Below are 15,479 nucleotides of genomic sequence, written 5' to 3'. Positions count from 1 at the left end.
GCGCGCACCGGTTGGAGCCGGTCAGTACCTCACAGCTGCATGTCCCGGGGCGTGCTGGATCCCGGAAATGGCCAGACGCCCTTTTTGAATTGCAGGGCCACAAAGCCGGCGCCGCCGCAGTAGCTGTAAAGCATCCGCGTTTTGGCATCGAGGCGAGGAATTCCGGCGCAGCTCCTGACCCGGTTCGGCTTGCCCGCAGGCGGGTTGAAATAAGCGATTTCCTTGACGCGGCGCGGATTGCGGATGTCGTAGACCCGTATCCCCGACTGCATGTGGCCGCACGCGAGAACCGTCGCATTCTCGCGATTATCGACGCTGCACAGATGGGTGTCGTACAGGAACATGGCCCATTGGGCGTCGCCGGCGATCGTCTCTGGTTCGATCGTTGCGCAGTTCTTGGGGTCGTTCACCTCGAGGATCAGTTTGAAAACGAGCTTGGGGTGCCGTTCGTTCTTGATGTCCCAGATCCGCGCCATGCCGCTGGGCGGGAGTCCGGCACGACAGGCGGCAAGCCGTCCTTTCACCGACAGCTGACCGGCGCCGTATTCATCATTGTCGATGACGTAGGGATGGCCATTGATCTTGACCGACAGCGGGCCATGATGGCCGCCTCCATCGCTGAGGGCGACTTGCGAGATGAAGCGCATGCGGCCGCCCGGCTTGCGGCGCTGGATCTCGCTTGTGTCCAACACCATGAACCCGTTCGACCACTCGCCGGTTTGCGGGATGGTCTCAAGGCGCGAATCGAACGCCGCGATGCTGAAATAGCCGCGATTGCCGTCGGGGCTGACCGACAGGCTGTGCGGCATGGCCCCGAAGGCGATGAAGCTGTCGTCAGGACCATCGGCATAACCTTTCCAGGATGGCGCCATGAAGGTGTCGAGCAACTTCGGATTCGCGGGATCGGCCAGGTCGATCGCGTGGTGAACGCCATGATTGGAGTCCGCGACGTAGAAGGTCATCCCGTCCGGGGCGAAATTCCCTTCGTGACCCATGACATAGTCGGGATCAGGCCAGCGAAATCCGTGGTACCCCGTCTTCAAGCTCTTGGTAGGGAAGGGCAATTGGACCGAAGCCAGCATCCTGGGCTGCCGGCAGTCCGTTCCGATGTCGTAGACGTCGAGCGTGCGCTCTTCTGAGTTTGTGTTGGCGCTGTGCGCGGGGACATAGCTGGTCGAGACCAAAAGGCCCCGGGTCTCATTGACCTTCAAGGCTTCGGAGGAACGCATCATCGCCGGGCTGGTGAGGCTGGCGGTTTCGACAATGCGCTTCGGATCGGTCATGTCGGCAACGATCGTCGGCGTCGTGCCGCCTTCGCCCGAGGCAATCCCGCAAAGATGTCCGGCCCGGTCACGGACCATCGAGAACATGCGGGTCTTCTCCGGTACGAATTCCGCCGGCAGCTTCGACACCAGTGTCAGATTGCAATGGGCGCCTTTGTAGCCGGCATTTCGTTCCGCCATCGTGACCTGGCCTTGAAGCCCGACCTCCTGCGCATCGCCCGCGGCGCAGACGGCTTTGGCGACATTGGCCGCATAAGGACGGGGGGGCGCGGCGGCGCTGGCGGAGCACAGAAACCCGCCAGCGAGGGCAAACGTAGCCCAACTAGATATGGCCCAGCGCGGTATCGGCGTTCTCGGCCCTGGGATCGCGCCCTCATTGCCCATTTTGACCACTCCATCGTCGTTCGTCGTGAACTTGTTTCCATCGCACCCCGTTCAACGGCGGGCGTGGCTGTCCGTCGGCTGCGATCGCCGGCCGCATTACGGGACAAGACAGTTTATTGGGGGCAACCCGCCAGCGTGGGGCATTCGCTCGCCTTCCTCGCCAGTCCACCCATTCGAGCCTCATGCAAGGTCACGTCACCTGGCACCAATCATCCATCGAGCCAACGCGCGCATCGATCGATGGCGGCTTTGGTTTGGACGCTGACGGGCTGACCCAATAGCTAGGGCATCGAAGCGTTTCGCGCATGGATGCGAGACTGGCGATCTGGGAGATGCCTGTGACGACGATGAGCCCGAGCGAGATGGGGCGCAGCCTTGGCCAGGGACTGTTGTCCTTTCCGGTCACGCATTTCGATGCCGAAGGGCGATTCGACGAGGCGCCCTATCGTGCACATTGCGCATGGATGCTCGAACATGATCTGGCCGGTCTGTTCGCCGCCGGCGGCACCGGCGAGGTGTTTTCGCTGACACCGGGCGAGATCGTCCAGGTGGTCGCGGCGGCGGTGGCGGAGTCGGGCGGCAAGCTACCGGTGATCTCGGGCTGCGGTTACGGCACGGCGATCGCGACCGAGATCGCGCGTGGCGCCGAAGCCGCGGGCGCCGACGGGTTGCTGCTGCTGCCGCCCTATCTGACTTCGTCGAGCCAGGAAGGACTCGCCGCGCATGTCGAGGCGGTGTGCCGCTCGACCGGACTCGGCGTGATCGTCTACAACCGCGACAACGCCATTCTCGACGACGAGACGCTGGCGCGGCTGTGCGAGCGCAATCCCAATCTGGTCGGGTTCAAGGATGGCGTCGGCGATATCGAGCTGATGACGCGCATCTTCGTGCGGATGGGCGACCGGCTGACCTATATCGGCGGGCTGCCGACCGCGGAGACGTTCGCCACGCCGTATCTGACGATGGGCGTCACCACCTATTCCTCGGCGATTTTCAACTTCATGCCGGAATGGGCGCTGGCCTTTTATGCCGCGGTGCGCGCGGGCGATCAGGCCGAGGTGCAGAAGCAGCTGCGCGAGTTCGTGATGCCCTATCTCGACCTGCGCAACCGCGGGCGCGGCTATGCGGTGTCGATCGTCAAGGCCGGGATGCGCGTGATCGGCCGCGATGCCGGGCCGGTGCGCGCGCCACTCACCGACCTGACCGCGGCCGAGCATGACATTTTGCGCGCGCTGGTCGAGCGCGCTTCGGCCCGGCCGGCCGTGCAGGCCGCGTGACATTGCACGTCGCGCCGCGTTACACCGGCGCCATGTTCGAGCTCAGCCAGCTCCGCTGTTTCGTGGCCGCGGCCGAAGAACTCCATTTCGGCCGCGCCGCGCAGCGCCTCAACATGACTCAATCGCCGCTCAGCCGGCAGATCCAGCTGCTCGAGCGAATCCTCGGCGTGACGTTGCTCGAACGCACCAGCCGCCAGGTCAGCCTGACGCCGGCGGGCCATGTTTTCCTGATCGAAGCGCGGCGTATCGTCCGCCTCGCCGAGAGCGCTTCGCTCTCGGCGCGCCGCGTCGCCAAGGGCGATGCGGGCAAGGTCGCGATCGGTTTCACCGCGGTGTCGGGCTACAGCATGATCCCGCAGATCGTGGCGCAGGCGCGTGCGAGCCTGCCCAATATCGACCTCGAGCTGCGCGAGATGGTGAGTGGCGACCAGGTCGATGCGCTGCTGACCGGCCTGATCGACATCGGCTTCGTTCGCCCGCCGGTCGACCGGCACGAATTCGACACGCTGTGCGTGCTGCGCGAGCCGCTGCTGGTGGCGTTGCCGCCGGGCGATCCGCGACAGGGCGAGCCTGTGCTCTCGCTCGACACGTTCGATGGCGCGCCGCTGATCATGTATGCGCGGCAGGGCGCGGGTTATTTTCACGACATGCTGGTCCGGCTGTTCGACGATGCCGGGGTCAGCCCCAATTACGTGCAGCATGTGACTCAGATCCACTCGATGCTGGGACTGGTCCATGCCGGACTGGCGGCGGCGATCGTGCCGCGCTCGGCGTCGGGGCTGCACCTGCTCGACGTCCAGTTCCGCGCGCTGCGCACCGAACCCGAGGCGCCGGTCGAGCTGCACATGGCGTGGCGCCGTGACAATGCCAATCCGGCGCTGGAGCCGATGCGGCTGCTGTGCGCGCAGATGGCGGCGGCGTGATCCACCGCCGCGCGCTGCTCGGCGCGCCGTTGCTGATCCCGGCGGCAGCGTGGGGGCAGCGCAGTGATCCGGTCGCGGTGACCCGGCATGGCCGGGTGCGCGGGACAAGCGAGCGCGGCGTGCAGGTCTTTCGCGGCGTGCGCTACGGCGCCGATACACGGTTGCGCCGGTTCGAGCGCGCGCTGCCGCCGGCAAGCTGGTCCGGCATCGCCGATGCCACAAGCTACGGCCCCGCCGCGCCGCAGACGCGCGCGGAAGAGCCCGTCAGCGAAGATTGCCTGTTCCTCAACATCTGGACGCCGGCGCTGGATCGCGGGCGGCGGCCGGTGATGGTCTATCTGCACGGCGGCGCGCACGCGCATGGCTCGGGGTCGGACCCGCTCTACGATGGCGGCAATCTCGTCCGCCGTGGCGATGTGGTGGTGGTGACGCTCAACCACCGGCTCGCGGGTCTCGGCTATGCCTATCTCGCGCAGCTCGGCGGCCCGGCGGAATCGGGCAATGCCGGCAATCTCGACATCGTGCTCGCCCTCAAATGGGTGCGTGACAATATCGCAGCGTTCGGCGGCGATCCGAATTGCGTGATGATCTTCGGCCAGTCGGGCGGCGGCGCCAAGGCAGTGACGCTGATGGCGATGCCCGAAGCGCGCCCGCTGTTCCACCGCGCCGCGACGATGAGCGGCCAGCATGTCACTGCCGCCGGCCCGCGCAACGCCACGATCCGCGCGCGGGCGTGGATGGACAAGACCGGCGCAAAGAGCGTCGCCGAACTGAAGGCGCTGCCGCTCGAACGACTGGTCGACGCGATGGCGATGACCGATCCGATCGAGCGCAAGGGCGAGATCAGCTTCACCTCGACGCTCGACCATCATGTCCTGCCGCGCCACCCATTCGTGCCCGACGCGCCGCGCGAGGCGGCCCACATCCCGCTGATCGTCGGCAACACGCATGACGAGACGGGGCTGTGGATCGGCGACTGGCTCAAGCGTGGCGATACCGATTGGAGCAATCTCGCCGAGCGGATCGGCAGCCAGATCACCAAGGACGTCGCGCCCGACTGGGTCGTACAGCGCTACCGCGAACTCTATCCGAGCAAGACGCCCGGCCAGATCCTGCTCGCGGCGACCACGGCGGGCCGGTCCTGGCCGGGCCATCTGATTCAGGCTGAGGAGCGCGCGAAGATCGGGGCGCCGACCTGGATGTACCAGCTTGACTTCGCTTCGCCTGAGGCGGGCGGGGTGCTCGGTGCGTTCCACACGCTCGACATCCCGCTAGTGTTCGACAATGTCGCCGCGAAAGGCTCGCGCACGGGGGGCACGCCCGGCGCGCGGCGACTCGCCGGACTGATGGCCGATAGCTTCATCACCTTCGCTCGTACCGGCGATCCCAATTGCGCGAGCGTGCCGCGCTGGCCGAAGTTCACCTTGGACCAGCGCCGCACGATGATCTTCGACAGCGAGACGCGGGTGGTGAGCGATCCCCGGCGGGAAGAACGGCTGCTGTGGTCGGTCGCGCCTTACATCAAGCCGGGCGGCTGATCAGCGGTCCCACGGGAACGCCAGTGTCGGCGCGTTGGCATAGCGCCGCATGGCGATCGTCAGCCGCGCGCCACAGCCCGGTTCGAGCCGCAGCGTGAAATCGCGCCCGGCGGCTGTGATCGTTTGCCCGTCGAGCGTCACGCGATCGATGCGGTGCTCGGCATAGGCGCCGCCCTGGATCGTCACCGTTCGCGCAACCTTGCCGAGATTGATCAGCGTCACTTCGGTCGTGGTGTCGCCGAGCGCATGCACCAGCGCGGCGACATCCTCGGGCACGCCGGCGCGGCGCCGGTCCGCATCGAAATAGCGCAGCCGGCAATGCAGCACGACGCCGCCCTGATTGGGCGAGGTCGACGACCAAGGCGGACGCGCGAGGTGCAGCCCGCCGGTCATCAGCTGGATCAGGCTCTTGACGCTCGCCGGAGTCTTGTCGAGCGGCCAGTCGGCGAGGCGGGTGTCGCGCGTGGTGGTGTCCTCGCGCATCCTCTTCTCGCGTTCGGCGACGCGGGCGAGATCGGCTTCGAGCGCCTCGACCGGATAGGCGTTGTTCCCGCCGTGCAGGAACGACACCCACGGGTCCTGTCCGGCGCGTTCGAGATCATCGGCGCGCTGAGTCACATACCAGATCTCGAAGCCATTGGTGCGGTATGGGCCGGGCTTCCATCCGTACCAGCCGTCGGCGCCGTACATGGTCGGCGTCTCGAACTTGCCGTCGCGCTGGCGCCCGGCATCGTTGATCCGCGCCGTCTGCCGCCGCCAGACCTCGATATAGGCGGAATCGCCGGTCAGCAGCGTGCCGTTCATGAAGGCGGTGATCGATCGCGGCACGCGGTTGCGGTCCTCGCGCTTGCCTGTCTGCGGCACGATCGGCGAGAAGCCCCAGCCATAGACCCCGCCCCACCAGTCGCGCGCGGTCTTGCCGTCGAGGCCGATCTTGCTCGGGAGGATGCCGCCATTGGCGTTGGCGCGGCTCACCCAGGCGTCGAGATAGTCGAGCGCCCAGCGGCGATAGCGCTCGCCGCCGCCCAGCGCATAGGCGTTGAGGCCGAGCGTCGTCGCCTGGAGGTTGAGCGGATTGTCGCCGACCACATCGGTATATTCGGCATAATGGTCGAGCGTTTCCTGATAGGTCGTCTCGCCATGCTCCATGTGGAAGCGCTCGCCCGCCGCGAACGGGTCGCCCGCCCAGTCGAGCGGCGTGGCGGGGCGCAGCATCGGCCCGCGGCTGCCGTTCATCACGCTGCGGATGATGCGGCGCTGCGGATCATAGTTGCGGACGGAAGGGTCGCGCCCCGTATAGAAATCGGCGAAGCGGCGGGTGCGCGCGATCAGCGCCGGGTCGCGCGGCGCGGACAGGCCGAGCACGTTGAATGTCGTCAGTCCCTCGGCATTGTGCTGCCAGTCCATCTGCACCGGAAAGTCGCGGTGATACATGCCGGCGCGGGCAATCGGCACATCGACCGTGCGCATTGCGGCGAATTGCCGCAGATGCCCTTCCCAGAAACGCTGCGTCAGAGTCAGGATATGGTCGGGCGCGCCGAGCGCGTGGAGGATCGCCCAGTCGTTGGTCGCCTCCGCCGCATCGTCCGGGCCATCGTTGGCGCCCCAGCGCTCGAACACCTGCAGCCAGTCGCGGCGATCGACATATTTGGCGTAGAAGGTTTCGCATGCCGCGGCGTTGCGCGCGAGCAGCTGGCGTTGCAGCACTGCCCAGCGCGGGGGCGCCATCGGCGTGCGCGCGACCAGCATCGGGCGCTGCGCGCGTGCGGCCGCGGGGATCAGCGTGGCGGCCGCGCCGCCCAGCAACAGCCCTCGGCGATCGGTTCTCACGTGCCGATTTCCATCCGCTTGATCGGGCCGGTGATGACCAGGAAGGCGAAGATCGTCAGCAGGCAGTGCAACCCGACATAGACCAAAGCCCAGTCGAACGAACCGGTCGCGGCGACGATGAAGCCGACGACGATCGGGGTGACGATCCCCGCCATGTTGCCGAACATGTTGAACACACCGCCGGACAGCCCTGCGAGCCGCTTCGGCGCGACATCGGCCATCACCGCCCAGCCGAGCGAGGCGACGCCCTTGCCGAAGAAGGCGACCGACATCAGCGTCACCACCAGCCACTCCTCCTCCGCCCAGACGCAGGCGATGATCGCCGTCGCGAGCAGCATGCCCACCGTCAGCGGCCCCTTGCGCGCCAGATCGAGCGATCCGGTGCGCTTGAGGATCAGGTCGGACACATAGCCGCCGGCGAGCCCGCCGACAAAGCCGCACAATGCCGGCGCGGCGGCGGCGAACCCGGCCTCCATGATGTTGAGGCCGCGCTCCTTGACCAGATAGATCGGGAACCAGGTGACGAAGAAATAGGTCAGCACGTTGATGCAATATTGGCCGAGATAGATGCCGAGCATCATGCGGTCGGCGATCAGTTTACCGACATTGGCCCAGTCGAACGCGGCCGCACTGCCCGCGCCGCCTTCCTCCATATGGATCAGGCCGCCGCCCGCCTCGATATGGTCGAGCTCGGCCTGGTTGACCGACGGATGACGCGCGGGGCTGTGGATATAGCGCAGGAAAACAGCGGTCGCGATGAGACCCAGCACCCCCATCACCCAGAAGATCGAGCGCCAGCCGAAGCTGTGCGCGAGCCAGCCCATCAGCGGGGCGAAGGCGACCAGCGAGAAATATTGCGCCGAGTTGAAGATCGCCGAGGCGGTGCCGCGTTCGGCCGACGGGAACCAGGATGCGACGAGGCGGGCGTTGCCGGGGAAGGACGGGGCTTCCGCCAGACCGACCATGAAGCGCAGCGCGAACAGCATCGCCATCGCGGGCAGGAAGGCGATCAGCCCGGCGAAGCCCTGCAGCGCCGTGAAGACGGACCAGAGCGCGATCGCCATCGCATAGATGCGCTTGGTGCCGAATTTGTCGAGCAGCAGGCCGCCGGGCACCTGCGCCAGCACATAGGCCCAGGCGAAGGCGGACAGGATGAAGCCGGTTTGTACCGCGTTGAGCCCGAGCTCGGCCGCTGCTTGACTGCCAGCGATCGAGAAGGTTGCGCGATCGGCATAGTTGACCGTGGTGATGATGAAGATCAGCGCAATGATCGCATGCCGGACATGCGTCGGCCGCAAATCGCTCGGCCCGGTGCGCTGGTCGGTCACGCGTCGCTCTCCTCGATGGCGCGCACGTCTAATGCGCGCGCGTCTTGTCGGGTTATCGGTACCCGTGGGCAGGGGGAGCGTCCAAGGCAAATAGCGGGACGATCAAGCCACGAACTGGCTTGATCACGTGCCGTTGTGCCAGCGCGGGCAGCGCATCAGTGCGTGTCGTGCATCGATCCATGTTCGATTGGCGTTGGCTTCGCAGCCCCGGGGGCGATTAGCAGAATAACGCAATCGGCTCGTGACGAAGCCGTTCATGGTCACCCGAGGGGAGTCTGAAATGTCCCGAACCCATCTTCTGAAGTGCGCGCTGATCCTGTCGAGCGCGGCCGCGGCGCTCTCCGTGGCGCATGCGCAGACCGCCGCCGAACCGGCCGCTCCGGCGGCCGAGGAAAGTGCGCCGGATATCGTCGTCACCGGCTTTCGCGAGAGCCTGACCAGCGCGCTCAACGTCAAGCGCCGCGAGACCGCCGCGGTCGATGCGATCAAGGCCGAGGACATTGCGGAGTTCCCCGACCTCAACCTCGCCGAATCGCTTCAGCGCATTCCCGGCGTCGCGATCAGCCGCGTCAACGGCGAGGGCCGCAACATCTCGGTCCGTGGCCTTGGCCCGGAATATAGCCGCGTCCGCATCAACGGCATGGAAGCGATCGGCACGACCGGCGGCACCGACAATTCGGGCGGCGTCAACCGCGGCCGCGGCTTCGACTTCAACATCTTCTCGTCAGACCTGTTCAACAGCCTGACCGTGCGCAAGACCGCGACGGCGGATGTCGAGGAAGGGTCGCTCGGCGGCACCGTCGACCTGCAGATCGCGCGGCCGTTCGACTATCGCGAACCGACCGCCGTCGTCTCCGCTTCGGCAAGCTATAACGACCTCGCGCGCAAGGCGACGCCGCGCTTCTCGACGCTGCTCAGCACGCAGAACGACGCGGGCACCTTCGGCGCGCTGGTTTCGATCGCCTATGAGCAGCGCCGCCTGATCGAGGAAGGCGCGAACATCACGCGCTGGACCTATGGCGGCTTCAACGGCGGCTTCAACCCCGCCTCGACCATCGCCGGCAAGACGATCGCGCAGATCAACGACACCAACCCCGACACCGCGCTGTACCACCCGCGCATCCCCGGCCTGGTCAGCTATGACATCAGCCAGGAACGGCTGGGCGCGGCGGTCGCGCTGCAGTTCCGGCCCAGCGACGCCACGCTGATCTCGGTCGACGGCCTCTATTCGCGGCTCGACGGCACGCGCAAGGAAGCGCAGTTCCAGGCGATCGGCTTCAGCCGCTCGGGCACCGGCAAGCCGCAGTCGATCATCCGTTCGGGCACGGTCGACAGCAACAACAACATCATCAGCGGCACGTTCGACTCGGTCGATCTGCGCGTGCAGGCGCGCTATGACGAGCTCAAGACCGACTTCTACCAGCTGACCGGCACGCTTGATCAGAAGATCGGCGAAAGCCTGCGGTTCGGCGCGATCGTCGGCTATTCGCGCTCCGAATTCCGCAACCCGGTGCAGACGACGGTGACGCTCGACGCCGCCAACACCAACGGCTTCTTCTACGATTTCTCGACTCGCTTCCCGACGATCAAGCCGGGGGTCGATATCTCGAACCCGGCGACCTTCTCGTTCACCAACGGCACGTCGGAAGTCCGCATCCGCCCGCAGACGGTCGACAACAGCTTCACCAACGCCAAAGGGTTCCTTGAATGGACCGCGAGCGATGTGGTGAAGCTCAAGGCCGGGGCCGACTGGCGGCGGTTCGACTATAACTCGACCGAGCGCCGCCGCCTGCAGGGCGAGACGGTGGTGACCACGCTCACTGCGGCGCAGATCGCGCCGCTGACCGAGCAGTTCACCGGCTTCGGGCGCGGGCTCGCCGTGCCGAGCGGCACGCCGACCGGCTGGGTGATCCCCAACCTCGACGCCTTTGCCGCCTTCCTCAACACCCCGACCAACGCGACCTATGCCACCGGCGGGATCGAGAACGCTACCGCGCGCGGTTCGTTCGTGACGGTGCGCGAGGACGATATCGGCGTGTGGGGCATGGCCGAGTTCAACCTGGGCGATGCCGGCGTTCCGCTACGCGGCGACATCGGCGTGCGCTATGTGCGGACCGACCAGCTCTCGACCGGCTATGCCAGCCAGGGGGCGGCGGTGAACCTCGTCACCGCCGAGCGCAGTTACGACCGCTGGCTGCCGTCGGCCAACCTCGTCTTCGACGTCACCGACACGCTGCTGGTGCGCCTCGCCGCGGCCAAGACGATCGCGCGCGCCGGGATCGGGTCGCTGACCCCGGGCGGCAACCTCAACGTCTCGGGCGGCAACCGGACTTTCAGCTCGGGCAACCCCGATCTGGTGCCGACCGAGTCGACCAATCTCGACGCGTCGGTCGAATGGTATCCGACGCGCGGCGCGATCTATGCGGTTTCGGTCTTCCAGAAGGACATCGGCACGTTCGTCCAGACGCTGAGCACCAGCGTGCCGTTCAGCAGCCTGGGCCTGCCGGCCTCGCTGCTCACCGGGACCACTGCCAGCCCGACCGATGTGTTCATCGTCAGCCAGCCGGTCAATTCGAAGGGCGGCCTGCTGCGCGGGTTCGAGGTCAACGTCCAGCAGCCCTTCACTTTCCTGCCGGGCATCCTTTCCAACCTCGGCGTGCTGGCCAACTATACCTATGTCGACTCCGACATCGAGTATCTGACGTCGGCGACCGGCGCGACCACGGTGACCGCGCCGCTGCTCGGCCTGTCGAAGCATGCCGCGAATGCGACGCTGTATTTCGAGACCAAGAAATTCTCGATCCGCGGCTCGATCGCCTATCGTTCGAACTATCTGACCGCCGTGCCGGGCACCGAGGGCAACGCCTATAACGGCACCAACGGCACGACCAATATCGACGCGCAGATCTCGTACAACGTCACCGACAACATCAAGCTGAGCCTCGAAGGCATCAACCTGACCGACGAGCTCAACGACCAGTTCGTGGACGAGACCAACCGGCTCAACGTGCTGTCGCACAGCGGCCGCCAGTTCGTGCTGAGTGCCCGCGTGGCGTTCTGATCCTCCCTCTTGAGGAACGCCCCGTGCGAACCTGGGCCAGTCGTCCGCGGACGACTGGCCCTTTATTTTGCGGTTGCCGGGTCGCTGCTGGCGATGATTTCGGTATCCAGCGGAGCGCCGCCAGCGGCGATCTCGATCAGGCGATCGACATTGGGATGCGCGCGGCGCTGGAGGATGAGTTGTGCGGGCTGGTGACGGGCGGCGGCTATGAAGGGCCGGGGCGGTCGCCGGATCGGGCGGATGCTTTGGTGTGGGCGGTGAGCGAGTTGCTGGCGGGGGTTGCGGCGCAGGACGGGCGTGCGGAGGTTGTGATGCGCCCGGCATGCGCTAGAGCGGGGGCATGACTCCGCGTGAACTGATCGATGTCGCCGAGGTGCCGGGGGGCGAGCCGCTGCGGCTGTTCCGGCGCGGGGGCGACTTCATGATCGTGCTCAACCGCAACGAGCTGATGTCGAGCCGGATGAGCGGATCGGAGGAAGCGCTGGCGGAGTTGACGCTGGCGCGGCTGAAGGCGCCAGGTTCGGCGCATCTGCTGATCGGCGGCTATGGCATGGGGTTCACGCTGCGCAAGGCACTGGCGTTGATGGGGCCGGATGGGCGGGCCAAGGTCGCCGAGCTGGTGCCGAAGATCGTCGAATGGGCGCGCGGGCCGATGGCCGAGCTGGCGGCGGGGTGCCTCGATGATCCGCGGACGGAGATTATGCTGGACGATGTCGGGTCGGTGATCGGACGGGCGCGGGCGATGTATGACGCGATCCTGCTCGATGTGGACAATGGGCCGGACGGGCTGACGCGGCTGGACAACGACCGGCTCTATACGATGCGCGGGCTGGACAAGGCGCGGCTGGCGCTGAAGCCGGGCGGGGTGCTGGCGGTGTGGTCGGCGGCGCCGGACGACCGCTTTCGGCGGCGGATGGGCGATGCCGGCTTCTCGGTCGAGGAAGTGGCGGTGCGGGCGCGGCAGAACGGCAAAGGGCCGCGGCATGTCATCTGGTTTGGTGTGAAGCGCTGAGGCGCGCGGCCTAACGTAATCGGAGAACAGTATGAAATGGTTCGGGCGGAAGTCCGGGCGCGAGGGATCGCGTCCGGTGTTTGCGCGTGGGTCGGGTTCGCTTGGGCATCTGGGCGAATGGCCGCAAAGCTATGAGGCGCAGGTGCGCGAGGGCTATGCCGGGAATCTGGTGGCACAGCGCGCGGTGAAGATCGTGGCGGAAGCCGTGGCGAGCGCGCCGCTGGCGGGATCGGACGCCGCGCTGGTCGAGCTGGTGAGCGCACGTTGCCAAGGACAGGCGCGGGGCGCGGTGCTGGCGGCGCAGTTGCTCCGGCACGGCAACGCTTATGTCCAGTTGTTGGGGGATGGCGCGGGCGGGGTGGCCGAGCTGTTTCCGCTGCGGCCCGAGCGGGCCGACGCGAACCACTGGCGGTTGAGCAGGCAGTGGCTCGGGGAGGTCGGGACTGAAGGGGCTGTCGGTTACGGCAGGCGCGGGCGACCGGTTCGTGCTGATTGAGCCGGAGACCTTGCACCCGCGCGAGGTGCCGACGGCATGCGGCGACGTGCGCGTGATGGCTGTCGCGGGGAACGACGAGACGTGCGTCGAAGCGCAGGCCCCGAGAGCGAATGTCTCGATGACGTCGCCATCGCCTGCCGCGCTCCAGGCCAAGATCCAAGCGTATCACAGCGTGACGCTGAGCTGGATTCGATGCAGCCGACTGGGGTGGCGCTGGATCGACGGTGCCGATGCACCGCTGGGCGAGGAAGCCGAGCACCATCAAGTGCGGATCGTGCCGCGGGGCGAAAGCACACATCATCGCCTGCGATGCGCCTGTCTTTACTGCTTGCTGCGGAATGGCGGGCCAAGGGCGCGGTGAACACTGAGTTCAGCCAGACGGGGGACCATGGCTGTCATCTTCAGTGACGATCATCATCCCGGCGATTGAAGAGCAGAACCGATAAGTTCCACGGCCCGAAACGCGCTGCCCCCGCTAACGGCAGGCCAGGCGCAGAAGGAGATCACCCACAATGAGGCGGTGACGCTGATCGACGCCCTGGCCCATCCCGGTGTCCTAGCAATGTGCGGAACCACGCCGCCCGACGATCCGCGTCCGGCCAATGCTGGATCGTCACCGCTGCGGAAGTGATCATGGCGGGTGATCGCGTGGTCGGGCCGCGGCAAGCTGCGATTGACGACTCGAGCTGCGGCGCGGCCATCGATACCGAAGCGCGCGCCGCGATCGGGCGATGCTGGAGGCGCTGAGGACGCATGGTTTGATCGCTGCCTGAGAACTGTGACGTTCCGGCAACAGTCCCCGGATTTTGTTCGCTTGCGCGGAAACTTTCGACCGGTTAGGAAGTTAGCGCTGTCCGAAGTGACAACTACGAAAGGGGATTAACATGCGGAAGCTTGCCGTAACTCTGGCACTTGCTTCGACCGCGCTCGCCACGCCCGCCCTCGCAAAGGACGATGCGTGGTATGTGGGCGTCGAAGGCGGAGCGATGATCGTTGAAGACATCGACTTCGACATTGGCGCGACCACCAGCGCGGGCACGGTCGACCATGACTATGGTTGGGACGTCGGTGGCACCATCGGCTACGACTTTGGCGGTTTCCGCGCCGAAGCCGAAGTCAGCTATCGCCGCGCGACCGTCGACAGCTATCGCTCGACGGTGACGACGCCGAACTACAATGCCGCGGGCGCGCTCGTGAATACTCCGGCTGGCACCTATGACTATGCTGGCGGCACGAGCTCGGCGCTGAGCTTCATGGTCAACGGCATGCTCGACTTCGGTGACGATGACGGCGTGCAGGGCTTCATCGGCGGCGGCGTGGGCGTTGCTCGCGTCAAGGCCGAATACGGCCTGAACACGCGCGGCTGGTTCCTCGACGACTCCGACACGGTGTTCGCGTGGCAAGCCATCGCAGGCCTCCGTCAGTCGATCAGCGACAATGTCGATGTGACCCTGAAGTACCGCTTCTTCAACGCTGACAATGTCCGTGTTGTCGATGTGACGGGCCGCACCTTCGACGGCCGCTTCCGCTCGCACAGCCTGTTGGGCGGTATCACGTTCAACTTCGGTGCGCCGACCCCGCCGCCGCCGCCGCCGGAGCCCACGCCGCCGCCGCCGCCGGCTCCGACCCCGCCGCCGCCGCCGCCGCCGGTGGTCTGCACCCCGGGGCCGTACATTGTGTTCTTCGAGTGGGACAAGTCGGACATCACGCCCGAGGCAGCCGGCATCCTCGACAACGCGATCTCGGCCTATCAGAACTGCGGCAATGCGCAGGTCATGCTGGCGGGTCACGCGGACCGTTCGGGTCCGGCGACTTACAACGTTGGCCTCTCGCAGCGTCGTGCGGACTCGGTCCGTGCGTATCTCACCGGCCGGGGTATCCCCGACGGCGTGATCGCTTCGGAAGCGTTCGGCGAGAGCCGTCCGCGCGTCGAGACTGCCGATGGCGTCCGCGAGCTGCAGAACCGTCGCGTGGAAATCACTTACGGTCCGGGTTCGGGCATGTAAGCCACGCGATCCGTCCTGCGGATCGAGAAAATCGGGGAGGCTGGGCAACCAGCCTCCCCTTTTTCATGCGGCATGGGCAGTGCGCAGCAGTTGGCCTGCAATTGTCCGTGCCTCTATTCTGGATCATTGCGCAAGCACGCGCCGCTGTGGACGCAATCGGTCGCGCGACGCGCGCTCCACGCGCCCTGGTTATTCTATGAGAAGCCGCCCGGCGGCGTTAGAGCGTGATCGTGATTGATTGAATCTGGATTCCCTTGTTGGGGGATTTCTGATTCAACCTGCTGGCTGGGCAGGAGGCCAGCAGGGATGAGCCGAGCCTATTCGATTGATTTGCGCGAGCG

Annotated in this window: 11 protein-coding genes and 1 pseudogene; 9 read left to right on the top strand and 3 right to left on the bottom strand. The window is 66.3% G+C overall.

The window, feature by feature from the left end; all coding sequences use genetic code 11:
• Positions 1-29: 29 nt before the first annotated feature.
• Positions 30-1,667, bottom strand: a complete 1,638-nt coding sequence (locus M9978_RS21615) for an LVIVD repeat-containing protein (RefSeq protein WP_254297035.1) — start codon at positions 1,665-1,667, stop codon at positions 30-32.
• A 347-nt stretch (positions 1,668-2,014) separates the two neighbouring features.
• Here M9978_RS21615 and kdgD point away from each other — a divergent pair, with 347 nt between their 5' ends.
• The 3 genes from kdgD to M9978_RS21600 are packed head-to-tail and all read left to right on the top strand — an operon-like array spanning position 2,015 to position 5,405.
• Positions 2,015-2,944, top strand: a complete 930-nt coding sequence (kdgD, locus tag M9978_RS21610) for a 5-dehydro-4-deoxyglucarate dehydratase (protein WP_254297059.1) — start codon at positions 2,015-2,017, stop codon at positions 2,942-2,944.
• Positions 2,941-3,867 carry a LysR substrate-binding domain-containing protein gene (locus M9978_RS21605; RefSeq protein ID WP_254297032.1) on the top strand — a complete coding sequence of 309 codons (927 nt, stop codon included), beginning with the start codon at positions 2,941-2,943 and terminating at the stop codon, positions 3,865-3,867. Before kdgD ends, M9978_RS21605 begins: the two co-directional genes overlap by 4 nt.
• Entirely contained in the window at positions 3,843-5,405 is a 1,563-nt protein-coding gene (locus tag M9978_RS21600) for a carboxylesterase/lipase family protein (protein ID WP_254297030.1), read from the top strand. Before M9978_RS21605 ends, M9978_RS21600 begins: the two co-directional genes overlap by 25 nt.
• Here M9978_RS21600 and M9978_RS21595 read toward each other — a convergent pair whose 3' ends face one another.
• A complete protein-coding gene (locus M9978_RS21595) occupies positions 5,406-7,235 on the bottom strand; it encodes a DUF8034 domain-containing protein (RefSeq protein ID WP_254297027.1) in 1,830 nt (609 codons plus the stop codon).
• On the bottom strand, positions 7,232-8,563 hold the full coding sequence (locus M9978_RS21590; protein ID WP_254297025.1) for an MFS transporter: 1,332 nt from the start codon (positions 8,561-8,563) through the stop codon (positions 7,232-7,234). The genes M9978_RS21595 and M9978_RS21590 overlap by 4 nt, the downstream gene beginning before the upstream one ends.
• A 280-nt stretch (positions 8,564-8,843) precedes the next feature.
• On the opposite strand from M9978_RS21590, the gene M9978_RS21585 reads away from it, so the two are divergent.
• The 6 genes and pseudogenes from M9978_RS21585 to M9978_RS21560 all read left to right on the top strand — a co-directional run bounded on the left by M9978_RS21585 (position 8,844) and on the right by M9978_RS21560 (position 15,138).
• Positions 8,844-11,624, top strand: a complete 2,781-nt coding sequence (locus tag M9978_RS21585; protein WP_254297023.1) for a TonB-dependent receptor — start codon at positions 8,844-8,846, stop codon at positions 11,622-11,624.
• A 152-nt stretch (positions 11,625-11,776) separates the two neighbouring features.
• Positions 11,777-11,968: pseudogene (locus tag M9978_RS21580) on the top strand (hypothetical protein); the annotation flags it as partial.
• A complete protein-coding gene (locus tag M9978_RS21575) occupies positions 11,965-12,636 on the top strand; it encodes a spermidine synthase (RefSeq protein WP_254297021.1) in 672 nt (223 codons plus the stop codon). The pseudogene M9978_RS21580 and the gene M9978_RS21575, both read left to right, overlap by 4 nt.
• 31 nt (positions 12,637-12,667) lie before the next feature.
• On the top strand, positions 12,668-13,132 hold the full coding sequence (locus M9978_RS21570; protein ID WP_254297019.1) for a phage portal protein: 465 nt from the start codon (positions 12,668-12,670) through the stop codon (positions 13,130-13,132).
• Complete coding sequence (locus M9978_RS21565; RefSeq protein ID WP_254297017.1) at positions 13,122-13,493, top strand: hypothetical protein; 372 nt, start codon at positions 13,122-13,124, stop codon at positions 13,491-13,493. Before M9978_RS21570 ends, M9978_RS21565 begins: the two co-directional genes overlap by 11 nt.
• Positions 13,494-14,016: 523 nt before the next feature.
• Positions 14,017-15,138 (top strand): OmpA family protein, encoded by a 1,122-nt coding sequence (locus M9978_RS21560; protein ID WP_254297015.1) that lies wholly within the window; start codon positions 14,017-14,019, stop codon positions 15,136-15,138.
• The last annotated feature ends 341 nt before the right edge of the window (positions 15,139-15,479 follow it).

Origin of the sequence: Sphingomonas tagetis (assembly GCF_024211275.1) — a bacterium.
Taxonomy (GTDB): domain Bacteria; phylum Pseudomonadota; class Alphaproteobacteria; order Sphingomonadales; family Sphingomonadaceae; genus Sphingomonas; species Sphingomonas tagetis.
This window is presented reverse-complemented; position numbering and strand designations above follow the sequence as displayed.